Raw genomic sequence first — 24,727 nt, forward strand, 5'->3', positions numbered from 1 at the left:
ATCCTTATGATGTGACACTTCACAGGCCAACGTCACTCGACCCATGCTGATCGTCCATCATCTGAACAACTCCCGCTCGCAACGCGTGTTGTGGCTGCTCGAAGAACTCGGCGTGCCGTACGAGATCAAGCGCTACGAGCGCGACCCGAAAACGATGCTGGCGCCGCCCGAGCTGCGCGCGGTCCATCCGCTAGGCAAGTCGCCCGTGATTACCGACGACGGTCAGACCCTCGCCGAATCCGGCGCAATCATCGAGTATCTGGTCGACAAGTACGGTCAAGGCCGTTTCGCGCCCGCAGCGGGCACGCCTGATCGGCTGCGTTACACCTACTGGATGCACTATGCGGAAGGCTCGGCAATGCCGCCGCTGCTGCTCAAGCTGGTGGCGCTGCGCATCGCCAGCGCACCCATGCCGTTCTTCGCCAAACCGATCGCCCGCAAGATCGCCTCGACGCTGCAATCGAGCTTCATCGATCCGCAGTTGAAGCTCCATCTCGGCTACATCAATAAGGAATTGAGCGCGACGGGCTGGTTCGTCGGCAACGATTTCACGGCGGCCGATGTGCAGATGAGCTTTCCGCTCGAAGCCGCCACCGCACGCGGCGGCATGGAAGGGCAGATTCCCGCCGTAGTCGATTTCCTGAAGCGCATTCACGCGCGGCCGGCTTATCAACGGGCGCTGGAGCGCGGCGGCAAGTACGAACTACTGGGTGGCGATTAACGGCAAACGCCGCCTGGGAATTCGTAGTTGTGGGTCAAAAGTCGCGGGTGCTAGACTAAAATTTCCTATTGCGCTCAACGGGTTGCCGACCGGATTTCCGGCTTCGTGCCGTGCGGCGGCACATTTGGCACCCGGTTGAACCGCTTGTGCCCGCTTGTGCCCGCTTGCATGCGATTGCATCTGCTTGATCAAGGTAAAAGGAGTCCCTGCATGACCCATTCCATCCACGGCAACAAACGCTGGCTGGCGCTGATCGTCCTGTGCCTCGGTGTGCTCATGATCGTGCTCGATACGACGATCGTGAACGTTGCCTTGCCGTCGATCGCCGCGGACCTCGGCTTTACCGAGACCTCGCTGGTGTGGGTGGTCAATGCGTACATGCTTACCTTCGGCGGCTGCCTCCTGCTGGGCGGGCGGCTGGGCGATCTGTACGGCCACCGCAAGCTGTTCCTCGGCGGCATCACGCTGTTCACGCTGGCGTCGCTCGCATGCGGCATGGCGAATTCGCAGATCCTGCTGATATGCGCGCGTGCCGTGCAGGGTTTGGGCGGCGCGGTCGTCTCCGCGGTTTCGCTGTCGCTGATCATGAATCTGTTCACCGAGACCGGCGAACGGGCCAAAGCGATGGGCGTGTACGGCTTTGTCTGCGCGGGGGGCGGCAGCATCGGCGTATTGCTCGGCGGTCTGCTGACCAACCTGCTGAGCTGGCACTGGATCTTTCTCGTCAACCTGCCGATTGGCATCGCCGTCTACGCGCTGTGCGTCGCGCTCTTGCCGTCGGCACGCGGTCATGCTCACGGCGAACGGCTCGACGTGGCCGGCGCGGTGACGGTGACGGCTTCGCTGATGCTCGCCGTGTACGCAGTCGTGAACGGCAATGAGGCCGGCTGGACCTCGGCGCAGACGCTGGGCCTGCTGTTCGCCGCGCTCGCGCTTCTGGCCGTGTTTCTCGTTATTGAAGCGCGCGTGCAGCATCCGTTGATGCCGCTCGGTCTGTTCCGCTTGCGCAATGTCGCGACCGCCAACGTGGTCGGCGTACTGTGGGCGGCGGCGATGTTCGCGTGGTTCTTCATCTCCGCGCTGTATCTGCAGCGCGTGCTAGGTTACCGGCCCTTGCAGGTCGGGCTCGCGTTTTTGCCGGCCAATCTGATCATGGCGTTCTTTTCGTTGGGCCTCTCGGCGCGCGTGGTGATGCGCTTCGGCCTGCGCCTTCCGCTTGCCGTCGGGCTGCTCGTCGCGGCGTGTGGCCTCGCGCTGTTCGCACGGGCACCGGTCAACGGCAGCTTCGTGCTCGACGTGCTGCCTGGCATGATCATGCTCGGTTTCGGCGCGGGCATCGCGTTCAATCCCTTGCTGCTGGCTGCCATGAGTGATGTCGATCCGAGCGATTCGGGCCTCGCGTCCGGTATCGTCAATACGTCGTTCATGATGGGTGGCGCACTCGGCCTCGCCGTGCTCGCGAGTCTCGCTGCCGCGCGCAGCGGCGCGATGCAGGTTTCCGAAAGCGCTACGGCGGCGCTCAATAGCGGCTACCACGTGGCGTTTCTGTTCGGTGCGATCTTCGCGGCGGCGGCGGGTGTGCTGGGCGGTTTGCTGTTGCGTCCTGGGCAGCCAGGCGGCGCCAAAGCGGTAGCCGAAGCCGAAGCGGAAGCACACGGTCACGGCGGGTCCACGCCGGCACAACCGCATGGCGCAGGGAATGCGGCGACAACAGAAAACTACTGACCGGCTCCCACCTGAAACCAGGCCGATCGCGGTCAATCCAGCCCAACGGCAAAACCGCAAGCGCGATCAAATGCGCCGCGTCGCGCCTGGCTATGCTGGCTTCATGCTGACATGAGAGCCGATATGAACCCCGTTGGAAAAGCGCTCTGGTTTATCGAGAGCCATTTTGCCCGCGAGCTGACGCTCGACGACATCGCCAACTGTGGATGCGTGTCGCGCTTTCACCTGACGCGTGCTTTCGAAGCGGCCACTGGGTTTTCGGTGATGCGCTACGTTCGCGCGCGCCGTTTGAGCGAAGCGGCACGGCACCTCGCCGACGGCGCCCCCGACATCCTGACGGTCGCCGTCGACGCCGGTTACGGTTCTCACGAAGCATTCACGCGCGCGTTTCGCGAGCAATTCGGACTCACACCCGAAGCGCTGCGCGCGCGTGGCCACCTCGACAACATTGCCATCGTGGAGCCGATCAAAATGGACGAAACCCTTCTCACGCATCTCGAACCGCCGCGTTTCGAAGACGGCAAACCGTTTCTCGTCGCGGGCTTAAGCGAGCGCTATACCAGCGAAACCTGCGCCGCGATTCCTTCGCAGTGGCAGCGCTTTGGCGACTACTTCGGCAAAGTGCCGGGCCAGGTCGGCAACGTGGCGTATGGCGTCTGCTACAACGCCGACGACGCCGGCAATGTCGATTATCTGTGCGGTGTCGAAGTCAGCGACTTCTCGGCATTGCCCGCCGAGCTGGGCCGCTTGCGCATTTCCCCGCAGCGCTACGCGGTGTTCAGCCACCGCGAGCATATCTCGACCGTGCGGCGCACCTGGAACACGATCTGGAATCAGTGGCTGCCTGCTTCGGGACATACTCCCGCCGATGCGCCGAACTTCGAACGCTATGACGAGAAGTTCGATCCGGTCAGCGGCATGGGTGGGCTCGAGATCTGGCTGCCGTTGAAGGCTTCTTAGGACCCGCAAGGAAGAAAATCACATCGGCGTCAACTGGCAGTTGCGCCAGTACGGTCGCCAAGAGCGGCTGCACCGCCATCTGGAGACATCGGACACACTGGCACGCGGGCTCACTTATCTTTCCGGCCTGCGTGTTTGGATTAGCACCCCGTACTGTCTCGGAGTGGACGAAAGCGGTTCAGGCGGGTTTGTCGAACCGATCGGGCGTGCTCGCGCTCCACAGCACTTCGAACAGACTGCACTCGAACGCAAAGAACTCCGCGCTTTGAATGGACAGCGCGTAGTGCTCGGCCCGCGATGAAATGAAGGCCACGGTGTCGTCGTACAGATAGGTCGTGATGCCCACTTCGAAATCGGCGGGCGCAAAGCGGAGTTCGCGGCGATCGCGCGTCGACGATCGCCACAGATCGCGCGTATCGCTTGGACCCGAGCGGATCACGCGCAGGTTGATGCCCGCACGGACGCGTTGCGCGACGATACCCCTGATGACCTCGACGCCGGGCATCTGAAACAGCTCGCTGTTCGACATCACGGCGCGCAACTCCTTGCTCTGACATTCGAGCGTTTCGTTGAGCACGGTCTTGATCCCTTCGATGCCCGAGAAATAGCGCACCTTCGGTTTTCCACCGGCTGAGTTGTGAATCGAGCGCAGTCGCGGGAGCACTTCCTGAACGAGCTGACGTTGCGCCTCGATACGCCTCAGCAGAGCAATTGGATCCTGCGGAATCACGTAGCTGCGCGCGCCTTTCTGCACGGTCGCGACGAGTCCATCGGCGAGCAGCCGGTCGAGCACTTCGTATGCGTTGGTGCGGCCGATACCCGCCTTCTGGGCGATGGAAGCGACCGTCGCCTCGCCGAGTTCGAGCGAAGCCAGATAGAAGTCGGCCTTGTTTCCGTCGATGCCGGCCGCCTGGAGCATCTCGATAAGGTTCATTTTCTCCAACCGATCCGGGAAGGTGACGGTCGCTGCACGCCGATTCGTTCGGTTGAATAGTACAGTAAAAATATATACAAATCAACGAGATAGGCGAGATTATGAATTCTTTTCACGTTTCCAAATGACGCATGCCGGACGCCCAATTAGCATTCATCTCAGTCAATCCGTTGACGCCCGGAGTCGATGAACCACATTGACCCGAAGCTGGCAAGCGGCAGAGCGGTCGGTTCGCACGCCTACATCCTATGTAATCCTATTGGAGCTATCTCATGGTCGAGTGGAAAGAGACGATTCACGACATCAATTCTCGCCTCAAGGAACTGTCCACACGCACGCCGGACACCCTTCGCGGTTTTGCCCTTGTCGCCGGTGCGGGCGCCAACACCAACCATCTTGGCGCGAAGACGCGTGAACTCATCGCGCTGGCCGTCGCAGTCACCACGCGCTGCGATGGTTGCATCGCCTTTCATGCAGCGGAGGCCGTCAAGCTCGGCGTCCCGGACGCGGAAATCGCAGAAGCGCTCGGCGTTGCCATCAACCTGAACGCCGGCGCTGCCATCACCTACAGCACGCACGTGCTGGATGCCATCGAAACGCTGAAGCAAGCCTGATTACCCAAACACGCTGAAAGGAACCGATCATGAGCAATCCAAAACTTGAAGTACTGACACCGCAAAACTCCCAGCTGCTTTTCATCGACCAACAGCCGCAGATGGCATTTGGCGTCCAATCCATTGACCGGCAGGTGCTGAAGAACAATGTGGTGGGCCTCGCCAAGGCAGCGAAGATATTCAACATTCCGACCACCATCACCTCGGTCGAATCGCAAAGTTTCTCGGGCTTTACCTACCCCGAACTGCTCGACGTATTTCCCGGCCAGCCGGTGCTCGAACGCACGTCGATGAACTCCTGGGATGACCAGAAGGTTCGTGACGCGCTGGCTGCGAATGGACGCAAGAAGATCGTGGTTTCCGGCCTGTGGACGGAGGTTTGCAACAACACCTTCGCACTCAGCGCCATGCTGGAAGGCGGCTACGAGATCTACATGGTTGAAGATGCCTCGGGTGGCACGTCGAAGGACGGGCACGACTATGCCATGCAGCGCATGATCCAGGCAGGCGTCGTGCCTGTGACGTGGCAACAGGTGATGCTCGAATGGCAGCGCGACTGGGCGCGTCGCGAAACGTACGACGCCGTCATGAAGGTCGTCAGGGAACACTCTGGTGCGTACGGGATGGGCGTGGACTACGCGTACACGATGGTGCACAAGGCACCGCAGCGCACCGATGGTCCCCACGAAATCGTGCCTGCGGTTCCCGCCGGATAATCAGCCGCCCGCCATCTCGTTTGATGTCCCGACTCCGGCCGTGCGGCGTGACGCCGCCAGCCGGCAGGGGGAGTTGCTTACTGATGCGCAACTTCGTGGCTTTTTCGCATGGCAAGGTTGTCTCCGATGATCACAACGCGCCTGGCGTCGAAATGGCCGGCCGGGCGATACGTACCGACGCGTGCGGATCGACTCGGGCTTCGGCAAGATGACGGTGCTGGTGACCGACGGCCACTTGCCCTGGCCGTTCGGCCGGGAGATGACGGGCTATGAAGTGACGAATCTCGCCGACACGCTGCAGAAGGCGAAGGCGGCAGGCGTCACGGTACTGGTCCCGCCGTTCACTTCGGATAAGCGCGAAGCCGCGCTCGTGCAGTTCCCTGGTGGCTATATCGCCGAGATTCACGCAGTTGCGCAGTAGACACGGGACGCCGGGGTGATGCGACAGGCGGCTTACACATGCATGGAACGCGTGGCTGTGTCGGCGCGCTTCATGGCTAAAAAGCGGTGAATCTGCGCGACCACGGCTGCCCCTTCGCCCACGGCCCCTGCAACGCGCTTGGTGGAACCCGATCGAACATCGCCGATTGCAAACACGCCGTCGACACTTGTATGCAGCGGGAGCGTGGGCCCGCTGGCTCGTGTTCCCAGGTCGGTATCGGTCAACACAAATCCTCTCGGATCCAGCGACACTCCGCTCGTACGCAGCCACTTCGTGTTTGGGTCGGCACCGATAAAAAGGAACAAGTGATGCGTCTTCAGACTTTCTATACCCCCCTCGCGTCGCCGATAGTGGACGGACTCCAGCCGTTCGTCACCTTCGAGGGCCGTGATTTCGGAACCCATATGGATCGTCACGTTCGGCAACGAGGCAATTCGCTCGATCAGATAGCGCGACATGCTGTGTTCGAGATCCTGCCCCCTGACGAGGACATGAACATGGGCAGCATGCGATGCAAGAAACACAATGGCCTGTCCTGCTGAATTCCCGCCACCGACCAGCAGCACGGTTTCGCTGCGGCAAAGCCGGGCCTCGATCGATGTCGCCCAGTAATAGACGCCGTGACCTTCGAAGCGCCCAAGCCCGTTCACTGCCGGACGCCGATATTCCGCGCCGCTCGCGACGACTACCGTGCGTGCCGCAACGCGCTGCGAACCGGCCAGTCCCACCTCGAGCGGGTATGCGCTGCAATGCAAGCCTTTCACCTCGACGGGAATCGCGATGTGCGCGCCGAATTTCTGCGCCTGGTTAAATGCCCTGCCGGCTAGCGCTTGCCCCGAAATGCCGGTCGGAAAGCCCAGATAATTCTCGATGCGGGCACTCGTGCCTGCCTGGCCGCCGGGCGCGCGGCAATCGAAGACTGCCACTGACAAGCCTTCGGATGCCGCATAGACGGCTGCCGCCAGGCCAGCAGGCCCGGCGCCGACGATCGCGACGTCGTAAACATGCCCAGGATCGAATTCCGGCACGAGTCCCAGGCATGAGGCGAGCTGCCCGTCGTCCGGATTGCGCAGCACGGTGCCATCCGGGCAGACAACGAGCGGCATGTCATCGCGCCGAGGCGTCATGCGCTCGAGCAACGCGACGGCATCGGCACCGCTTTCGTCAAGCGTCATATGCGGGTAAGCATTGCGCTGCAGGAAATGTTGCAGCGCGAGAAGCCGCTCGTTGTCGGGCGGGCCAACGAGCACCGCCCCTTGCCCGCGCTCGATCGCGGCGACGCGCCTCAGGATCAGCGCGCGCATGATCCTTTCACCGAGCTCCGCCTCGCCGATCATCAGGGCACGCAGCTTTTCCGGCGAAATCACGAGCGCCACGACATCTTCGATAACCTCGGCATCGACAAGGCCGGGCTTGCCTGAAAGCATGCCAACGTCGGAGGTGAATTCGCCCCGTTTCGCCTGAGAGCGCAGCAAACGTCGATGGCCCAGTCCGTCGCGTGCCGTGTATCGAATCGTGCCCGACAACAGGACGAACATGCCTGGACTCATGCCACCCGCGCGATATAAGAATTCGCCGGCGGCGTAGCTGTGTATCGCACCAAAGCGATTGATCCGATCAATCTCGGCGTCAGTCAGTACCGGAAATATCTGATGCCAGCGCGGGGTGCTATATGGGGTCTGCGCATCCGCCACGGCAAAACGATCGGCGCCGCTCGTGCCGGCTTCTGTCTGGTTTTCTGGCCCGCCCGGTGGCGAAGCTGCGTCGCTATTCATCGTGAACCTCTGACTACGCGCGTTGGAACCGGCCGGCGGAGAGCCACGCCCCTGCCCTTTTGGATAACCCACGGGGTCAATGCCGTCCACTCATTCAAGATAGGTTAGCCGTCGACATGCCGCAAATAGGTAACATCCATCTTGCTCGTGTCCGAGCCCTCGTGGTTGTCGCGACCGGCACAAGCGGACTTCCTGGCGCGGCCAAAGAGACCCAGCATGAACCATTCAACACAATCGGGCTATCACGCTGCGAAATGGAGCATCGAAGGTTTCGTCGAGTCAGTAGTGAGGGAGGTGGCGCCATCCGGCATCGACTTCGTGTCTCAGGTCACGAGATCGCGCTTCTTAAGTTTTCCTTCAGCACCCTGCGGTAAATTAGTTCCACACTATCGTGGGGCGCTCATTGCAACTCAGCCCGGCTGTACGCTCGGCAGTGGATGTGCGCGCGCAAAAAAAATTGAGAGACCTCATGCCACGAGGAAAAACCGGTGGCGCCGCCATGGCGAATGCTCGCACAGCCTACGTGCTTGAACTGGCACGAGGTTGTTCATACATCAGCAGTACTCTGAGTCCGGACACGCGGAACAGCGCTATCGCTGAGGTTCTCGGCGAATTTCGCAAACTGTACGGCGAACGGGAAGAAACACTCTTTCAGAAACTGCTTGCAGAGGATCTGCAACGTCGAGGCGAAGGGGACGCCGCCTTGGCAGTGCTCGCCTTCAAATTCGTCAGCTCGTAAGCGTGGGCAGCGTGTCTCCGCTGGACGTCTATCACTGCTGCCGTTGGCCTCAGTAGAGCACTCGCGAACATTGCTGGCGACAGAGAGGCAGCGCCATAGCTACCGCTACTTATCATCAACCTTCCACATTTCGCCACCGAGGCTGAAGCCATCGCGTTCTCGAACAAGTGGGCGATCCAGTGGATCCATGAAAATCTTTCAGAAATCAATGCTACGAAGGGCGCATACGCCTAACGATAGGTAGCGCGGATCCCGTTGTCTCAGCAAGCTTGAATGACGAAACCGCGATTTTTAGTTTGGCCGCCTGGTCCTCGAGCGACTGGGCCGCTGCTGCCGCCTGCTCGACCAGCGCCGCATTCTGCTGCGTCACCTGGTCCATCTGATTGACGGCCTGGTTGACCTGTTCTATGCCACGACTTTGCTCGTCCGACGCACCAGCGATTTCACCGACGATTTCGGAAACACGCTTGATAGCACTTTTAATCTCGCCCATCGCAGTGCTAACTTCAATGGCCTGTTGCGAGCCATCCTGAATCGTGGCTACAGATGAGGCAATCAGTTCCTTGATTTCCTTTGCCGCAGACGCAGATCGCTGAGCCAGACTACGAACCTCACTGGCCACGACCGCGAAGCCTCTTCCTTGTTCGCCAGCTCGAGCCGCTTCCACAGCGGCATTGAGCGCAAGAATATTTGTCTGGAACGCAATCCCTTCAATCACGCTCGTGATTTCGGATATCTTGTTCGAGCTGCCGTTGATTCTCTCAATGGTGGCAACCATGGTTTGAACGACATCGCTGCCTGTACCGGCGATGTCCGTGGCATTCGTGGCCAGTGCATTCGCACGACGCGCATTGTCTGCGTTCTGCTTCACCGTCTCGGTCAGTTGCGTCATGCTGGATGCAGTCTGCTCCAGCGACGCAGCTTGTTCTTCTGTGCGTGCGGAAAGGTCAAGGTTTCCGGCGGCGATTTCGCGCGTAGAGGTGGTAACAGAATCAGTCGACAAATTCACAGCAGACATGGTCTCTTCCACACGACGCATCAGCTTGTCGAACGCGACTGCTGAACGGCCGAACTCGTCCATGCGCGGACTCGAAGACCGCTTTGACAAGTCAAGGGTTGTCGCAATGTCCTCAAATTTTCTGCCCATGCGGTTCAGTCCACCGCAGACGACACCGTTCAGATGGAGGCCACAATAGAGCGCGACGGCACATCCTATTGACGCCACCGCAATCAGGCTCGTCAGCAACGAACGGTATGACGAAGCCGCGTTCGAGTCGAGGCCACATAGTGCGACGATCGCCATCAGTCCGACGACGAACATCAGTGTTGCCCAGGTGCCGAACGCAAGCATCAACTTGAGTCTGATCGTGAAAACAAATTTCTGCACTTCGTTTCCTTCGTGAGTGACGACGCGACTGCGCCATGAAGATTAACGCCAGGTATGGGACTACGACACAGCCAGACTCGTTTCGAAGTGCTGTCGCGGGAGCCCGTTTTACCGAAATGCGGGCATTGAACTAACCAGCCTTCAAATCGGCATGCGCAGAGCCTGGCATTTCGAGACCCACTGTAGGCGTTTGCCCGGCGCCTCTTGTTTACGACCGATGTTTAGGATCTTGCATGCGCGTTTACCCCGAACCGCGAGGGCGTTTCCGGTTTGCGAGGCTTGACCATCGAACTAGTTTGCACAGGCAAGTTGCGCCTACTCGCGACGCCCGGCCCCGGCCCCGGCCCCATTGAGGTGTCCCGAAAGGAAAAGGGCAACTAACTAACAGCAGAGATCTCTGCCGAGATATGCAGCGACCGCCTTTGTCAGCGCGATGCCGTGCAATTCTTCCGGCGATGCCAGGCGCGCGGCGACAATCTCGCGATTATCAAGCCGCAACTCGGGTATGCGGTCGAGGTGCAGCTCAAAGAAATGCACCCGGTCTCTTCGCCCGTCCCAAATGCCGCAGGCGCTGCCCGCGGGGAGTAATGGGTACGACGAGAGACCAATCTCCTCCTCCATTTCGCGCTGCGCCGCTGCATCAGGCGTCTCACCGGGCCGGACACTGCCGCCCGGAAAATTCCACTCGGCCCGGTACGACGACTTCACAAGCAACAGCGCCCGCCCGACGTAGATTGCTACTAGCGCCCCCTCATGGCGAGGCCGTCGAAGGTACCACCAGGCGCGAGCAAGCCGGAATCCGAGGCGAAGCGCCATGCGCCAGACAGAGTCGATAAGCGTAGCCGGTCGCACTCGTTCAAGGCTCGGCATGAGGTCTATCCTTTCCTTTCATGGTCATAGGATCTTCCGGGTCGCCGCGTTCGTGCGGCTTGGGTCATTCAGCGTCTGTCACGCCACTGCGTGGAAACCGTAGTTTAGCCAGCAGTTGCTCTCGCTCGGAATAGCGATTGTCAACAATTCAACGGTGTGTGTCGCTCGTTCCAAGGGGCTGGCTTTTCGGCAGGATACGTCGATTGCAGTTCGACAGTTGCCGACAGCACGGGACTTCCACACTACTCATCGCTGGATAGCCTGCGAGATTCACGCACGAGCCAGTCGTGGAACTGTTGTATCTTTCGGGACGAACGGTCAGCAGCGCGATAACAGAAGAAATGAGTCTCTCGTTCGATGGGCCTGTATAGCCCCTCCCCTACGATAACGAGTTCGCCGTTCGAAGCTCGATCCAATCTCGCAGGATGCAGCCGTCTTTTTCGAAGACCACGTCGTGATCGACGACGAGGCGGGACAAGTCGCCGTCGAAGAGGAGGCGGGCTGTTCGGTAGCGGGGTGGTTCAAGGATGTGCGCGCGGCGATACACAAGAATCACGGGTTGCTGACGGCCAGCAGGCATAGCATCGACGAAGCGGCGTTCTGGTTTATTGCCCTCGAACGCGCGTGCCAGCAACAGTTGCTGGTTGAAGCGACAGGCATCACCCCGACGATGGTGACGCCGGAGCGCGCGCTACAGTCGCGAGCACGTGGGTAGCCCGTTCATCGGCTGGCTGCGTTTCCAAACGATTTACGATCAGCTAGTGGTGCAGCAGCCGGACATGTTCGAGTAAATCCGAGGTGCGGCATACAGTGTTCGTCAATTCAAAAAACTTAGCGACACGTTCAGGGCAGCTTGTCGAAGAAGAGATAAACGGCGGCTATGCGGCCTTCCCGGGCAACGATGAAATCAGTTCCAGCGTAAGCTGGAGCCTCACCTGGACGGCCGGATACCCATTGGATCCGTCCGCCATCGCCCGCCCCATCGTTGCAGGATTGTCGATGTCGAAGCTCCCGGATTTCGAAGGGCTCGCGATGTTCGCGAAGGTCGCCGAAGAGGGTTCGTTCGCTGCGGCGTCCACGGCCATGGGTGTTTCGGTCGCCACGATCTCTCGGGCCGTTACCCGCCTTGAAGAGCGGCTGGGAGGCTGACTGTTCAACCGGACTTCCCGACGACTTGCACTCACGGACTATGGCCGCACACTCGCCGAACGAGCGGCGAAAATCTATGCCGACGCCGAGGAGGCCGAGGATTTCGCCCGTGAGACCTCAAGCCGACCACGTGGTCTCGTCAAGCTCGCTGCGCCGCTCACGTTTGGCGCTCGGTGGGTTGCACCACTGCTACCCGAATTTTTCCGGACCTACCCGGATATTTCCGTGGATCTTCATCTCACGGATGTCCATGCCGATCTGATTGGGGAAGGCTTCGATGCCGCCCTGCGCATCGCCATCATGGAAGACTCATCTCTCGTCGCGCGTCACATTGCACACGTGCGTCGGTTTGTCGTGGCATCCCCCGCACGAGGGTTGTCGAATCATTGCCCGGCGACTGGCTTGAGCCGAAGGATCAGCCCTCCCCCCCGTGTGCCATCGCAAGCGGATTTCCGTTGCAACCGAGTCCTGCAGTGAGATGTAGTCTAGGTCTTCCGCAGCCTGCCCCCCATTCCTGAACGCCCAGTCGAAGAACTTCTGCGTTGCCTCGCCGTGGTCTGGCTAGTCCTGCGTTGCATGCAACAACACGTAGGTGGCACCAATAATTGGCCACGCATCCTTGCCCGCTTGATTGGTCAGGAATTGATTGAGCGATCCGAACCCATCATGGTGCCCTCACCAACCTTGCGCTTCCACTCGGGACTAACTTGCGCAAGATAGTGCGTCCAGATGAGGGTTGTACCAGAGCCATCCTGGCGAAGCACTGCGGCAATGGGGGTGTCAGGCAGTTTGATCTGCGAATTCAACTGGGGGAGGCGCAAACGTGCTGCCGGCGCCACAGTAATGTCGGTGGCTTGGGCCGTGGCGACGAAAGACCCGCCAGCCAGAGCGCCAATCAATAGAAGAAAAGGTCTCACGAATATCTCACTTTGAACTGGTGTGCGATATCGCTGAGCGGGGCTAGCCAGGCGACGAGATACGTCGTGGGAGGAGATTGCGTCTGAGGACATTTTTTGCGCTGTCCCGCACGCGTATAGGACTCAGCAGTAATTGAGAATAGCTCCAGTTACAGGACTGGTGAAAGTATCAATTTGTATTGGTACGTGGTCCAGCGAACAGAATGATCTGGCATGGTCTGTTACCCGAGTGCAGACGACGTTCGAATGTGCCGCTGAGAGCGCGGTTGGTCGGCTGGTCTCGGTCGCGTACTGCCTCGTGCAAACGGCATACGCAACCTGAACCGCGCACATATCTGATCGGCGGCGCACGACCCACTCTTGCCCTTCGCCCAGCGTCGACGAGTGTCCGCTGTTGTACGGCAAACCGGACGCTCGCTGACGCCGGCGGCTTGCCGCTTGGCCCGATCGGGCCTGCGCGCTGTAGCAAGGGCGATCAATCGCGAATGGCTGATGCGATCGTCGCGACTATCGTCTCAGGAGTGTGGTGAGAGCGACGGTGAGCGAACAGCACCTCCGTTTTCTCGACAAGATTTGCAATAGACCCACCCCGAACATGAGTAATTCTGCATCTTTGACCGAATAGTTGCGTGTCACCGTACTATCGCAAAACATCCTCAACACAGCTCTGGTTCGGCTTGTCGACGCTCGTCGCATCGAGCATTGATCGGAGCCTTGCCCCGATCAGTGTCTTGGCCTCGTCGATAATATCGTCAATAAGTGCCTTCACAGACGGAACGTCATGAATCAAGCCGGCAACCATGCCGCAACTCCAGGCGCCGGAATCCAGCAAGCCGTCGCGCATGACTTTAGGATAAACACCGGCCACCTGGTCAATGATGTCTTCGATACGAAGATTATTTCCCTTCTCGCGCTCGATCTCCAGAAGACGCTCCACACCTGCATTGTTGAGCACGCGCTCAGTATTTCTCAAGCCGCGCATGATCAGTCGCGTGTCCAACTCGGTTGAGTTAACAATCGCCCTTTTTACATTCTCATGAACCGGTGCTTCTTGCGTAGCAACGAACCGAGTGCCCATGCTGATGCCTTCAGAGCCCAGCGCGAGTGCCGCCACCAGACTGCGCCCGTTAGCCATGCCACCCGAAGCGATAGTCGGAATAGCTAGCTCGTCGGCCGCACGTGGCAGCAAGATCATATTCGGAATGTCGTCCTCTCCCGGATGGCCACCGCATTCAAAGCCATCCACAGTGACAGCATCGCATCCTATCTGCTGTGCTTTAAGGGCATGCCGTATTGACGTGCACTTGTGAAAAACCTTGATGCCCGCGTCTTTGAGAGGACCCATGTAGGGCTCTGGATTGCGACCCGCCGTCTCGACGATGCGCACGCCACCCTGTTTGATAGCATCAATGTACTCAGGATAGGGAGGGGCCGAGAACGTTGGAAGGAACGTGAGATTCACGCCAAACGGTTGATCGGTCATTTCCCTGCACCGTGCAATTTCCTTTGCAAGTTGTTCAGGCGTCTTTTGAGTCAGGGCAGTGATAATGCCCAAGCCGCCCGCGTTGGAAACCGCAGAGGCAAGCTCTGCGAGGCCGACGTAATGCATCCCTCCCTGTATGATGGGATATTTAATTTGGAAAAGTTCGGTTATACGTGTCTTCATGCTGGCTCCTCATATCCTTTTGAGTTTCTCTACCGTTAATCTGGGGGTGAGAGGGGTGACCGTGGCCGGCACATATCGCGCCCCAGCGGCAAGATACTGATCGAGTAGCCAAATGCGGTCTCCGCCCCAAAAAAGTTCGTTTCCTGCTGCGAATGTTGGGGAGCCAAACACCCCTCGGGAGACTGCAGCTTGAGTCGCCTCGTTGACAGCGCTACGTGATTCTTTCGATTCAATGGTTTCTCGAAAGCATTGCTTGTCGATACCCACAGCCTTCTGAGCAACATCGAACAAGATATCCCTGTCCCCGAGGTTCCGCCCCTCACCCCAACGTGCACTCAACAACGCCTTCGCCAGCGCCGGTCGCTTTTCAAGCGGTTGCGTGTACATCAACTGATGAGCGGGTACAGGGTCAAACATGGAGAAATCATCGGTAAGCGCCAGTCCTAATACTTTTGCCATTCGTGACGCGTCGTGACGAGCATAGGGGCCTTTGAGCGGCGTATCAAGCAGCGGCTTCAGCCCCATTACCTTCACCACCGCAACGCCAAGCCGGAAAGGTAGCCAATGAAGTTTTATACCGTGACGCTCTGCCAAGGCCTCAATCTCATTCGATGCGAGGTACGCGTAGGGCGAGACGAAATCAAAATAGAAGGCGATCGAATCCATAGTTTCATTGGGAAAATTCAGCGTCCTGCCCGTATCCTGTGACCCCGGCGGAGTTTGAAATAGTCCGCCCCAAGAGGTTGCCCTCACCGGGGCGTGACTTACGAATTACGGGGCGCCGTTCAGTGACTTGTCCGCACGAACTTCTTTAAGAAGCTGCTCACGTAGAACATATTTCTGGACCTTTCCCGACGCAGTCTGAGGGAACTCATCCACGAAACGCCAGACCCGTGGCGTCTTGTATGTTGCGAGACGCGTTCGACAAAAGCTCGTGAGTTCGCTCTCTCCTTCGGCATGTCCGGCTCTGAGCTGGACGAAGGCAGCGATGATTTCACCCCATTCGGTGTCGGGCAACCCGACCACGCAAGCGCCTGAAACGGCAGGATGGCTGAGCAAAACCTCCTCGATTTCGCGCGGATATACGTTTTCGCCACCGCGAATGATCATCTCCTTCATTCTTCCCTGAATGGTGAGATAGCCGTCGTTTGCCATCGAACCCAAATCGCCCGTCCGAAGCCATCCGTCGTCGGTCAGCGCCTGTCGCGTTGCTTCCGCATTATCGAAGTAGCCCTTAGTTACGCAACTTCCCCGAGTCCAAATTTCACCCAATGTGCCGATCGGCACAGTTTCGCCGCTTTGCGGATTGGCCACTTTGACTTCGATTTGTGGCATGGGCCGCCCGACAGTCAACGCCCAACCCGATCGAGACTCGTTCTCGCGCGTATGAGTGATATATGGGGAGGCTTCCGTTTGCCCGAATCCAATGCCCACCCTAATGCGAAGGGTATTCTCGATCCTCCGTACAAGCTCCGGCGGGACCGGCGCGCCGCCGAGCGTTGCGAGTCTCCAGGAACTCAAGTCGAAGACGGTCAACTCTGGGTACTCGAGAATACGAACTAGCATAGTTGGAACTGCGGACATCAATGTACCGCGCTCCGTTTCAATCAGATTCAATATCAACGCCGGATCGAACGTCGACGGAAGCACATGAGCTCCTCCCGTCTGCAATGCTCCCAAAGTCACGAGACCGCACCCGGCAGTATGAAACAGGGGCATGGGATTGACCCATACGTCGCCTTTACGCGCACCGATAACTTGCGCATAGATTCGCCCATTGTTTGCCAACCCCCGATGGGTTAGAAGCGCGCCTTTGGGAAATCCTGTGGTGCCAGATGTGTATTGAATTTGGGCTATATCGCCAGGTTCAACACGTGGCAACGTGGCGACCTCTGACGAACCCTCAACAAAATCTCCCCAACTCTTCAGCGAAATGATTTCCCGCAAGAGTGGCAGTTCAGGTTTGACTTCCTCCACGACCGCTGCGAGTTTCCTTCCGCGATACTCGGGTTCCACGATGATTCCGCAGGCCTGTGACTGCTTGAGGACATACTTGAGCTCCGCAGCGAGATACGCCGGGTTCACAGTGACAAGCGTAATACCCGCGAGCGCTGCACCCAGTTCGATTTGCACCCACTCCGGGCGGTTCGATGCCCACACCGCGACGTGCTCGCCCGGGCGAAAGCAACTCAGAAGTGCGCCCGCCACTTTACGTGATTGCGCCAGCAGCTCGCCATAGGTCCAGCGACGCCTGCCGGTTCCGCTTACACCCTCAATCAGCGCGACTTCGTTTTTCCAACGCTCAGCTGCATTCGTGAGCGCGTCCCCAATGCTGATCTCCAGGAACGGCTCGGTTTGGTCTGCGGGCCAGTACGCCAGATTCTGTGAAGCGCCATGTTCCATGTGACTTATGTCTCCGTCTATCTTCGCACCGGGCGTAAGATAAGTGTAATATTCCTCGGTGCAGCATATCGCCCGCGAGGCCGCAACTTGGTTACGGCCCTATCATAAGCGGCGCACTTTCGTGCTTCTATTCGGATTTCGGCGCCCCGATTTCGGTCCGCCACGACGCCTTTCTTCTAGGGTGCCCGCGTGACTTGCTGGGCGCCTACTCGGATATCGCATGTTCCGAAGTTTCAGGGCACGCGCATAAGGCTAAAATCGATAGGGCGTAGGTCGCGCCTTGTGGTGGCCGTCGAGAACGTTGTTGCCGAGGAGGAAGAGGTGCCTGTCAAAGGTCGGAAATTTGGCACGAACGCACAGATTGCCGTGCGCCGCAGGCCGAGGCAAGGACGGTCCCTGATGACTGTTGACGCCATTCTCGAGGCGGCTCAACAGCTTTTGATAAGAGATGGATTTGAAGCCACGAGCACGACTCGCATTGCCGAAGCAGCGGGTGTCAGTGTTGGTTCTCTTTATGAATACTTCACCAGCAAGGAAGCCCTTGTCGCAAAGCTGATCAAACGCCATTGTGACAACCTGCTTGACACGTACGCCGGAGCTTTCAAGGAGGTGGAGGGCAAGGGGATAGCGTCATTGGTCGACGCGTGGATCGATACAAGTGTGGACGCGTACGCAAAAGATCTTGCACTGCATCGCGTTCTTCTCGATCAGATGGGCAAGGTGAGCAAGACGCAGCACCTGAGACGCATTTCTCTCGCTATTGCTGACCTTCTCGAAAGCGCACTTCGCAAATGCGGGGAGCCAGTACCCAGGCCGGACCTGCGCCTCGCGGCTTTTGTCATTGAATCATCCGGAGAAGCCCTTTTACATAGGGCCATTCTTTACGGAGACGATCTCCTAAACGATGAGTTGCTGCGCGAGTGGAAACTCATGACCCGCCTCTATCTCGCGAGCACGGACGGTTCGCCCTCGCAGGCGTGACACTTCCGGGTCCACCTCGGACGGAATACGCGAATCGAGGACGATGCCGTCGGTCCTGAACATGCACCCTCGTCGGGCAGCCAGGACTGGTTGCATTAGGACCTCGCATATCTGGCCGGGTGGCTTTGCGGAATTAATCGGGGGATGCAACACTTCTTCTGCTCGCGCAGTCATGCACCGAGCCAAAGCGGTAGTTCGCGATGAGCCGATCAAATGACGGCTTTCGTGTGAGAAGCGGACACATTCACCAGAGACGACCTTGATCGGACGCTCGCTACGCACGATTTCAACGTCCGTTCGGCCCCGAAGTTGTTATGGATTCTGGATTCAGTGCGCCGTTACCTGCCGACCAGATGCACGTCGAAGCCGCGCCGCTGCCTACCAGCGGGCCGCAAACCGCCAGCCTGTTCCAAGGCTGGCGTTACTCTTCCCGCGGATCAGGGTTGACGTTTGCCACGGCCACCAGCGGGTTTGCCAGCCGGCTTACGTGAACCCGCAGCTGGCTTGCTGGCGGGTTTGCTGCGTGGCTTTTGCACGCTGAATGGGTTACCGCTGGACAAACTTGTGCCTTTACCTGCGGCTACAGCGCGCTGCGTCGTAGGCTTGCGTTTGCTTTCGCCACTTTGCGGACGCGGTTTTTTGCTGAGCACCTGCATGGCGCCCGGCGCAGCTTGCGGCACTTTGGGCTTCTTGGGCTTTTTGGGTTTCTTGATGATCTCGCCCGTCGCGCTAGTTTGCGGCACGCGATGTTCGGCTTCAAAACCCGGCTCTTCTTCACGGCGCAGCGTTTGCCGGATCAGCGCTTCAATCGCGGCCAGTTGCGGCGCTTCATCGGCACACACAAGGGACACCGCCACGCCGCTGGCGCCCGCGCGGCCAGTACGGCCAATACGGTGCACATAGTCTTGTGCCACGATCGGCAGATCAACGTTGATCACCAGCGGCAGGTCGTCGATATCCAGCCCGCGCGCAGCCACATCGGTGGCTACCAGCATACTTACTTCGCCCGTCTTGAAGCGCTCCAGCGCACGCAGGCGCGCGGGTTGCGGTTTGTCGCCGTGGATGGTGTCGACCGCATAGCCCGCTTCATCCAGCATGGCCGCCAGGTAATCCACGCCAATGCGGGTTTTGACAAACACCAGCGCGTGCTCCCAGTTGTTCTCAGCCACAAGGTGCATGAAGAGATCAGGCTTGTTCTTTTTATCCACCGTCACCACCCACTGCTTGATCTTGCTGGCCGTGGCATTGGGCGGGCTGACGCTGATATTGACCGGGCCGCGCAGAATGCCCGCCGCCATGGCGCGGATATCATCGGTAAACGTGGCAGAGAACAGCAGAGTCTGGCGCTGAACGGGCAAGGCAGCAAAGACGGCGTTGAGTTCGCGCGCAAAGCCCAGATCCAGCATGCGGTCGGCTTCATCCAGCACCAGCGTTTGTACTTGATCAAACTGCACTGCGTTCTGGCGATGGAGATCCAGCAAACGACCCGGCGTGGCAACGAGCACATCCACGCCTTTGCGCAACTTCATCATCTGCGGGTTGATACTCACACCGCCGTAGGCGGCCAGAAATCGTAAATCGAGGCCTTTGCCGTAATCGATAAAGCTTTGCAGCACTTGTTCAGCCAGTTCACGCGTGGGCACCAGCACCAGAACACGCGCGCGGTTGCTGGACACCGCCGGGCCGTGTTGCACCAGCCGTTGCAACAGCGGAAGCGCAAACCCCGCCGTTTTGCCAGTGCCGGTCTGTGCCGCAGCCATGACGTCCTTGCCACTGAGCACAGCAGGAATCGCCTTGGCCTGCACCGGCGTAGGTGTCTGGTAATTGAGGTCCTGCACATTACGCAACAAGGGATCGATCAGGCCAAGCGAGGCAAAAGACACGGGCGTATTCCGAGCTAAAACCGCAATTCTAGCGGTTACCACGCTGATTGCACCGCGCACATCAATGGTCAAACAGATCGACGTTGATCTGCCGCCGTTCAAGGCGAGCGCGATCCCGTTCGCTCCGGTCGTAAGTTGTCGGCGCATCCTGTTCGATTCGGTCGCTCGCGCAACGCGCTCGTACGTCCGTTTCGCGTTCGAAAGCGGTCGTGCAACGCGGGGCGGTTGTCTTCGCGCGAAGCCCAGCAGCGACTCGTAGTGGGTTCTTACTCCGCGCGGCGCAAAGTTCGGATGAGTTGGTCAAACATCGCTCCTGCCGCAGCCGATTGTTTGGCCTGCTTTGAACGGATGACGACCACCTCCATTTCAGGCAAATCCGGGAGTCCGTGGCGGCTGTCGAGCACTTTCAGGCCGGCAGGGAGACTGCATTGCGTTAGCACCGCCACCGCCATGCCGCTCTCTGCGGCGGCCAGTTGTCCAGCGACGTTTGGGCTGTGATAGACGATCCGATACTGACGCCGCTGGGATGAAATAGCTTTGAGCACGGCATCGCGCGGTCGACTTCCTGATTCGTGGACGGCAATGGGCAATGGATTACGACGCCAGGCCTCATATTGTTCTTTTCCGACCCAGACAAGCTTTTCTCGAAACAGCAACGTCCCTCTGTCAGCGCGATCCCGCGTGACGACCGCCAGGTCCAGTTCGCCCCGTTCTACTTTGGGAATGAGTGCAGTTGACTGCTCGCAGACCAAAGTGATTTCCACCGCTGAGTAGCGACTCAAGAAGGTGCGAAGGACTGGTGTGAGATAAGCCGTCGCATAGTCCTCCGGCACGCCCAAACTAATACGGCCTGTGACCTCTGGCCCCCGAAGCGCAGTGATGGCCTCGGCGTGTATATCCAGCATTCTCCGCGCATAGCTCAAAAGCTCAGTGCCGGCTGGAGTTAAAAGCATATGACGTGGCCCGCGCAACATCAGCGATTGCCCCACGGCATCCTCTAGCTTCTTCAACTGCATGCTCACAGCGGACTGCGAGCGATAGACCTGCTTCGCCGCTGCCGTGAGCGACCCCGTGTCGGCGACGGCGACAAACGCGCGCAGCCAGTCAAGCTGTAGATCGGGAGATTGGGACATGGTGGTCGGTCATTTGAAAATCGAATAATAACGAAACGATAAATTCGCTTTTCGTGACGGTCAATCCATTCCACAATTCAGGACATGAAAAGCGCAACTTCTTCCCCGCCTGAATCTGCCGTGCTAGCCCCATCAAGCACCTCGGAACGGCAAGGCACTGCGTTGATGGTCGCGGGCGGGCTAATTCTCGGGACCATCGGCATTTTCGTCGAAGAAGCCCGCCAGGACCCGATGACCACGGTGTTCTTTCGCTGCTTTTTTGGGATGCTGGCCCTTTCGCTGTGGGGCGCGGCAACGGGACGGTTGCATGAACTCAAACTGCGATGGCACGAGCTGACGGTGGCGCTGGGCGCAGGCGTGCTAATCGTGCTCAATTGGGTTTTGTTCTTTGCCGCCATTCCACGGGTGTCTATTGCAATAGCGACAGTTTTGTTTCACATCCAGCCCTTTTTCGTCATCGGTCTGGGTGCCTGGTGGCTGGGTGAACGCGTATCCAAAGCGCAGGTCATTGCTTGCGTTGTAGCGCTGGCCGGACTTGTACTCGCCACCGGACTCATTGGAAGCAAGACGAGCTTGATCGCAACATCGTCTTATCAGACCGGCGTCGCCCTATGCCTCGTGGGTGCCGTCGCCTATGCTGGCTTACCGTTAATCGCGCGCAAGGCGAAACGAGTTAGTTCGTTTGTGTTGTCCTGGTGGCAGAGTGCTGTCGGCGTGTTGCTTACAGCTTGGTGGCCGCTCTGGCATGGACTGCCGCAAACTACGACTGCATGGCTTTGGTTAGCCGGGCTAGGAAGCATCCATAGCGGCGTCGCGTACGTCATTCTCTATGCCGGGATGAGCCAGCTTCGCACCAGTCGTGTGGCGCTGTTGCAATTCGTCTATCCGCTGACAGCCATTGTCGTGGACCGGGTTGTATACGGACACCAACTAACCGCACTACAGACCGTTGGGGTCCTTATCATGGCGGGCGCATTGTGGACCGTTCGCCGCGATAGCTAACGCGTCTGCAAAATGCCGTCTGGCGCAGAGGCAACCACGTCGGCTTGACGTATTGAACTCGACTCCATTTGGAGGCGATCATGAAAGCCACGCGTATTGAGCAGAGAATCTGGAGACCTTGGCTAATTCGGCTTCCTGATTTTCTTGTGTCGATCAGAGAGAAAGCAGACATTCATTCTGAACATGAAAATCCTAAAAGGAAAATCCAATGCCCTTTGCCGTCGTGATGCACGCCCCCGGCGACCCAGACGTTCTGAAATTTGAAGAAGTCACTGTGCCACAGCCGCAGTCGCACGAAGTTGTCGTTCGTCACACCGCGATCGGTGTCAACTTTCATGACGCGTATGTTCGATCCGGTCTCTACAACACCCTGTCATTGCCTGGCGTTCCTGGCATCGAAGCGGCAGGCGTTGTTGAAGCGATTGGCGCGAATGTCACAGATTTCCGCCCCGGTGACCGTGTTGCTTATGTCTCACAATCCTACGGAGCATACGCGGAGAAGCGTGTCATCGGCCAGGAGAGCTTGGTGCTGCTGCCTCCAAACGTGTCTGACGAGGTAGCTGCCGCAACCTTGCTGAAAGGCCTTACCGCCCAGGTGTTGGTCCAGCAGGTCTACCGCGTGCAAAAAGATGACTGGGTGTTGGTCCATGCCGCCGCAGGCGGCGTCGGCCTGCTTCTTTGCCAGTGGGCGCGGCATCTCGGTGCTCGCGTGATTGGAACAGTAAGTACACCGCGGAAAGGCGAGGCGGCATCCAGGGCCGGCTGTGAATCTGTCATCTTCTATCGTGACGAAGACTTCGTGCCGCGGGTGCTTGACATTACTGCCGGCGAAGGCGTTCAGGTTGCCTATGACTCTGTAGGGAAGGACACCTTCTTCGGCTCACTACAGTGCCTCGCGCCGTGTGGCCATCTGGCCAACTTCGGCCAGGCCTCTGGCGCCGTGGAGCAGTTCGAGGTCTCGCAACTCTTTCCGAAATCAAACTCGCTATCTCGCCCCAACATAATGCAGCATCTCCGCACCGCTCAAAAGTTCCGCGAGGCTGCAGCGAGCCTGTTTGATGCGTTGTCGATGGGCATCATCAGGACCGGTCAAATTCAGTCGATTTCTCTACGGGACGCCGCCCAGGCGCATACTGAGCTCGAGTCTCGGGAGCGGACAACTTCACTGGTACTCAAGCCCTGAGGAGCCGCGCGGCGTACCCTTTGTACCCATTCAACGCTCAGGCGCCGTTCTACTGCAGCAGCGCTGTTCACTTTAAGGAGCCAACACATGGCAGCATTTGTCGTCGTACAGGAATCGATAGAAAACGAAGCTGTTTTCAATCAATATCGCGCAAAGGCGCCAGCGACGATCGAGGCATATGGCGGCAAGTTCCTCGCGCGTGGCGGCAACCTCGAAGTGATGGAGGGCGAATTGCCGCACAAGCGGCTCGTCATCATCGAGTTCCCTACGCGCCAGGACGCGATTGCATGGTACAACTCTTCCGAATACCAGGAAATCCTGCCCATGCGACTCTCGAGCAGTAAAGGCATTTTCGCGGTGGTGGATGGCGTGTGATTGGAGCACCGACCACCTGGGACGATAACCGACCCTCTGCGGACCTACGGCTGCTCATCATTCAAAAGACAGCTTCCGAAGGTTGAACTGCCAATTGCGCGAAGATCGCCACGGTCGGGCCGCCGGTCTTTGCCGACAGTCGGCGATCGTTGACGGGGGCTAAAGCCACGAGCACACCAGCAGCGACACCGCATAGATGCCGACGACGATGCCAGCTCCCAGCACGTGATTGCCCATCGATTTCTGCACGGCCGGCTGCAGCCACCAGCTCAAGCGCTTGCAGGCCCACGGTACCAGCCAGTTCAGCAACACCACGCTAACAACGTTTCCCACAAATAGCGCCAGCCAGAACGGCATGCCGATACGCTTGATCAACAACGGCGTCTGCACCAGCAATCCGAACAGGAACACTACTGGATACAGCAGGCTCAGCACGATCATGTTTTGCTTCCAGACCGGTACTGGCGCCGCATCCCGCTTGCCCACCGAAAACCATTGATCGAAGCCGCTGCGAACGATGCGTGTATCCAGGTGCTCAGTAAAGCAATCCGAGTCACTCAACAGCTCGAGCCGCTCGGGTGAGTTCAGCCAGATCTGCAGATTGGCTTCCGAGTCGAAGCGAACGATTGCCAGCCAGTCGTCCTGCACGCCCGGGACGGGCGGCTCCAACCGGTAGCCCTGAAAGCCGGCAGCGCGAGACTGGACTGCGGCGATGCGCTGTTCCCAGCGCCGATAAGCGATTTCCTCGCCGGGCTTGACCCGGGTCGAGATCACCACGGAAACCGGCGCGGGCAACACGCCCGACGCGCCGTCCCTGACCAGATGAATATCGTCGTTGCCGGCGAGGATCGGCTGAATGCTGTCGACCAGGCTGAGCCGTTGCGCCGAGCGCAGCCAACTGGCGGCCGCGTCCGACGATACAAAGCGCTGGAGGATCACCCAGTCGATCTGGGCAGGCGGTCTCGGCAGTATGACCTCCTGTTCTATAAAGCCCTCCCACGTGGCGATCACCGCTCCCATCGCATCCTGCCAACGCTTAAAGGCCTCTTCGTGCCCGGCCAGCGGACGGGTTTGCGTGACGATAGTCGCGCCACCCTCGGTGGTCATGCTGTCGTTGCTGCGGTTGCCGGTCTTGCGATCTTCATTCACCTC

Annotated in this window: 20 protein-coding genes and 4 pseudogenes; 13 read left to right on the forward strand and 11 right to left on the reverse strand. The window is 59.0% G+C overall.

Annotated features, from left to right (window positions below):
* The first annotated feature begins 43 nt into the window (after positions 1–43).
* From AYM40_RS34370 to AYM40_RS34380, 3 genes are all read left to right on the forward strand, one after another.
* Positions 44–721 (forward strand): glutathione S-transferase, encoded by a 678-nt coding sequence (locus AYM40_RS34370; protein WP_063500385.1) that lies wholly within the window; start codon positions 44–46, stop codon positions 719–721.
* A 210-nt stretch (positions 722–931) separates the two neighbouring features.
* Positions 932–2,446 carry a DHA2 family efflux MFS transporter permease subunit gene (locus tag AYM40_RS34375; protein ID WP_063500386.1) on the forward strand — a complete coding sequence of 505 codons (1,515 nt, stop codon included), beginning with the start codon at positions 932–934 and terminating at the stop codon, positions 2,444–2,446.
* 123 nt (positions 2,447–2,569) lie between these two features.
* The gene (locus AYM40_RS34380) at positions 2,570–3,406 is read left to right on the forward strand and encodes an AraC family transcriptional regulator (protein ID WP_063500387.1); all 837 of its coding nucleotides are present in this window, start codon (positions 2,570–2,572) and stop codon (positions 3,404–3,406) included.
* Between the two features lie 178 nt (positions 3,407–3,584).
* Here the strand turns inward: AYM40_RS34380 and AYM40_RS34385 are convergent, their stop codons facing one another.
* A complete protein-coding gene (locus AYM40_RS34385; RefSeq protein ID WP_063500388.1) occupies positions 3,585–4,340 on the reverse strand; it encodes a TrmB family transcriptional regulator in 756 nt (251 codons plus the stop codon).
* A gap of 272 nt (positions 4,341–4,612) precedes the next feature.
* Between AYM40_RS34385 and AYM40_RS34390 the strand changes: the two genes are divergently transcribed.
* The 3 genes and pseudogenes from AYM40_RS34390 to AYM40_RS34400 all read left to right on the forward strand — a co-directional run.
* Positions 4,613–4,954, forward strand: coding sequence for a carboxymuconolactone decarboxylase family protein (locus AYM40_RS34390; RefSeq protein WP_063500389.1), 342 nt, complete (start codon positions 4,613–4,615; stop codon positions 4,952–4,954).
* A 29-nt stretch (positions 4,955–4,983) separates the two neighbouring features.
* Positions 4,984–5,670: a hydrolase gene (locus AYM40_RS34395; protein WP_063500390.1), complete on the forward strand. Its 687-nt coding sequence runs from the start codon at positions 4,984–4,986 to the stop codon at positions 5,668–5,670.
* An 80-nt stretch (positions 5,671–5,750) separates the two neighbouring features.
* Positions 5,751–6,091: pseudogene (locus AYM40_RS34400) on the forward strand (VOC family protein); the annotation flags it as partial.
* Positions 6,092–6,123: 32 nt separating this feature from the next.
* Here the strand turns inward: AYM40_RS34400 and AYM40_RS34405 are convergent.
* Positions 6,124–7,887 (reverse strand): FAD-dependent oxidoreductase, encoded by a 1,764-nt coding sequence (locus AYM40_RS34405; protein WP_063500391.1) that lies wholly within the window; start codon positions 7,885–7,887, stop codon positions 6,124–6,126.
* Between the two features lie 403 nt (positions 7,888–8,290).
* Here AYM40_RS34405 and AYM40_RS34410 point away from each other — a divergent pair, with 403 nt between their 5' ends.
* Entirely contained in the window at positions 8,291–8,626 is a 336-nt protein-coding gene (locus tag AYM40_RS34410; protein ID WP_236721033.1) for a hypothetical protein, read from the forward strand.
* 211 nt (positions 8,627–8,837) lie between these two features.
* Here the strand turns inward: AYM40_RS34410 and AYM40_RS34415 are convergent, their stop codons facing one another.
* Both AYM40_RS34415 and AYM40_RS34420 read right to left on the reverse strand, forming a co-directional pair.
* On the reverse strand, positions 8,838–10,013 hold the full coding sequence (locus AYM40_RS34415) for a methyl-accepting chemotaxis protein (RefSeq protein ID WP_063500393.1): 1,176 nt from the start codon (positions 10,011–10,013) through the stop codon (positions 8,838–8,840).
* Positions 10,014–10,394: 381 nt separating this feature from the next.
* A complete protein-coding gene (locus tag AYM40_RS34420) occupies positions 10,395–10,883 on the reverse strand; it encodes an NUDIX domain-containing protein (protein ID WP_063500394.1) in 489 nt (162 codons plus the stop codon).
* Positions 10,884–11,289: 406 nt separating this feature from the next.
* Between AYM40_RS34420 and AYM40_RS34425 the strand changes: the two are divergent.
* Positions 11,290–11,674: pseudogene (locus tag AYM40_RS34425) on the forward strand (class II aldolase/adducin family protein); the annotation flags it as partial.
* Positions 11,675–11,882: 208 nt separating this feature from the next.
* Positions 11,883–12,401: pseudogene (locus AYM40_RS39575) on the forward strand (LysR family transcriptional regulator); the annotation flags it as partial.
* 60 nt (positions 12,402–12,461) lie between these two features.
* Here the strand turns inward: AYM40_RS39575 and AYM40_RS43025 are convergent.
* From AYM40_RS43025 to AYM40_RS34450, 4 genes and pseudogenes are all read right to left on the reverse strand, one after another.
* Positions 12,462–12,838: pseudogene (locus tag AYM40_RS43025) on the reverse strand (phosphate ABC transporter substrate-binding protein PstS); the annotation flags it as partial.
* A 751-nt stretch (positions 12,839–13,589) separates the two neighbouring features.
* Positions 13,590–14,615, reverse strand: a complete 1,026-nt coding sequence (locus tag AYM40_RS34440; RefSeq protein WP_063500397.1) for an NAD(P)H-dependent flavin oxidoreductase — start codon at positions 14,613–14,615, stop codon at positions 13,590–13,592.
* A gap of 9 nt (positions 14,616–14,624) precedes the next feature.
* Positions 14,625–15,281, reverse strand: coding sequence for a 2-hydroxychromene-2-carboxylate isomerase (locus tag AYM40_RS34445; RefSeq protein ID WP_063500398.1), 657 nt, complete (start codon positions 15,279–15,281; stop codon positions 14,625–14,627).
* A gap of 105 nt (positions 15,282–15,386) precedes the next feature.
* Positions 15,387–17,018 carry an AMP-binding protein gene (locus AYM40_RS34450; RefSeq protein WP_063500399.1) on the reverse strand — a complete coding sequence of 544 codons (1,632 nt, stop codon included), beginning with the start codon at positions 17,016–17,018 and terminating at the stop codon, positions 15,387–15,389.
* A gap of 285 nt (positions 17,019–17,303) precedes the next feature.
* Here AYM40_RS34450 and AYM40_RS34455 point away from each other — a divergent pair, with 285 nt between their 5' ends.
* Entirely contained in the window at positions 17,304–17,999 is a 696-nt protein-coding gene (locus tag AYM40_RS34455) for a TetR/AcrR family transcriptional regulator (RefSeq protein WP_158515378.1), read from the forward strand.
* 437 nt (positions 18,000–18,436) lie between these two features.
* On the opposite strand, the gene AYM40_RS34460 is transcribed toward AYM40_RS34455, so the two are convergent.
* Together AYM40_RS34460 and AYM40_RS34470 are read right to left on the reverse strand one after the other, a co-directional pair.
* Positions 18,437–19,882, reverse strand: a complete 1,446-nt coding sequence (locus tag AYM40_RS34460; protein ID WP_063500401.1) for a DEAD/DEAH box helicase — start codon at positions 19,880–19,882, stop codon at positions 18,437–18,439.
* A gap of 266 nt (positions 19,883–20,148) precedes the next feature.
* Positions 20,149–21,015 carry a LysR family transcriptional regulator gene (locus AYM40_RS34470; protein ID WP_063500403.1) on the reverse strand — a complete coding sequence of 289 codons (867 nt, stop codon included), beginning with the start codon at positions 21,013–21,015 and terminating at the stop codon, positions 20,149–20,151.
* An 84-nt stretch (positions 21,016–21,099) separates the two neighbouring features.
* On the opposite strand from AYM40_RS34470, the gene AYM40_RS34475 reads away from it, so the two are divergent.
* From AYM40_RS34475 to AYM40_RS34485, 3 genes are all read left to right on the forward strand, one after another.
* Positions 21,100–22,017 carry a DMT family transporter gene (locus tag AYM40_RS34475; RefSeq protein WP_063500404.1) on the forward strand — a complete coding sequence of 306 codons (918 nt, stop codon included), beginning with the start codon at positions 21,100–21,102 and terminating at the stop codon, positions 22,015–22,017.
* A gap of 208 nt (positions 22,018–22,225) precedes the next feature.
* Positions 22,226–23,200: a quinone oxidoreductase family protein gene (locus tag AYM40_RS34480; RefSeq protein ID WP_063500405.1), complete on the forward strand. Its 975-nt coding sequence runs from the start codon at positions 22,226–22,228 to the stop codon at positions 23,198–23,200.
* Positions 23,201–23,287: 87 nt separating this feature from the next.
* Positions 23,288–23,575, forward strand: a complete 288-nt coding sequence (locus AYM40_RS34485) for a DUF1330 domain-containing protein (RefSeq protein ID WP_063500406.1) — start codon at positions 23,288–23,290, stop codon at positions 23,573–23,575.
* Positions 23,576–23,734: 159 nt separating this feature from the next.
* On the opposite strand, the gene AYM40_RS34490 is transcribed toward AYM40_RS34485, so the two are convergent.
* Positions 23,735–24,724: an antibiotic biosynthesis monooxygenase gene (locus AYM40_RS34490; protein WP_236721034.1), complete on the reverse strand. Its 990-nt coding sequence runs from the start codon at positions 24,722–24,724 to the stop codon at positions 23,735–23,737.
* Positions 24,725–24,727: the final 3 nt, after the last annotated feature.

The organism is Paraburkholderia phytofirmans OLGA172 (assembly GCF_001634365.1).
Classification (GTDB): domain Bacteria; phylum Pseudomonadota; class Gammaproteobacteria; order Burkholderiales; family Burkholderiaceae; genus Paraburkholderia.

Excerpts from the sequence above, each read along its gene's own strand:
- AYM40_RS34440 (WP_063500397.1), bottom strand. The coding sequence starts at position 14,615 with ATGAAGACACGTATAACCGAACTTTTCCAAATTAAATATCCCATCATA.
- AYM40_RS34380 (WP_063500387.1), top strand. The coding sequence starts at position 2,570 with ATGAACCCCGTTGGAAAAGCGCTCTGGTTTATCGAGAGCCATTTTGCC.
- AYM40_RS34375 (WP_063500386.1), top strand. The coding sequence starts at position 932 with ATGACCCATTCCATCCACGGCAACAAACGCTGGCTGGCGCTGATCGTC.
- AYM40_RS34480 (WP_063500405.1), top strand. The coding sequence starts at position 22,226 with ATGCCCTTTGCCGTCGTGATGCACGCCCCCGGCGACCCAGACGTTCTG.
- AYM40_RS34370 (WP_063500385.1), top strand. The coding sequence starts at position 44 with ATGCTGATCGTCCATCATCTGAACAACTCCCGCTCGCAACGCGTGTTG.
- AYM40_RS34405 (WP_063500391.1), bottom strand. The coding sequence starts at position 7,887 with ATGAATAGCGACGCAGCTTCGCCACCGGGCGGGCCAGAAAACCAGACA.
- AYM40_RS34485 (WP_063500406.1), top strand. The coding sequence starts at position 23,288 with ATGGCAGCATTTGTCGTCGTACAGGAATCGATAGAAAACGAAGCTGTT.
- AYM40_RS34450 (WP_063500399.1), bottom strand. The coding sequence starts at position 17,018 with ATGGAACATGGCGCTTCACAGAATCTGGCGTACTGGCCCGCAGACCAA.
- AYM40_RS34420 (WP_063500394.1), bottom strand. The coding sequence starts at position 10,883 with ATGCCGAGCCTTGAACGAGTGCGACCGGCTACGCTTATCGACTCTGTC.
- AYM40_RS34385 (WP_063500388.1), bottom strand. The coding sequence starts at position 4,340 with ATGAACCTTATCGAGATGCTCCAGGCGGCCGGCATCGACGGAAACAAG.
- AYM40_RS34475 (WP_063500404.1), top strand. The coding sequence starts at position 21,100 with ATGAAAAGCGCAACTTCTTCCCCGCCTGAATCTGCCGTGCTAGCCCCA.
- AYM40_RS34395 (WP_063500390.1), top strand. The coding sequence starts at position 4,984 with ATGAGCAATCCAAAACTTGAAGTACTGACACCGCAAAACTCCCAGCTG.
- AYM40_RS34470 (WP_063500403.1), bottom strand. The coding sequence starts at position 21,015 with ATGTCCCAATCTCCCGATCTACAGCTTGACTGGCTGCGCGCGTTTGTC.
- AYM40_RS34445 (WP_063500398.1), bottom strand. The coding sequence starts at position 15,281 with ATGGATTCGATCGCCTTCTATTTTGATTTCGTCTCGCCCTACGCGTAC.
- AYM40_RS34390 (WP_063500389.1), top strand. The coding sequence starts at position 4,613 with ATGGTCGAGTGGAAAGAGACGATTCACGACATCAATTCTCGCCTCAAG.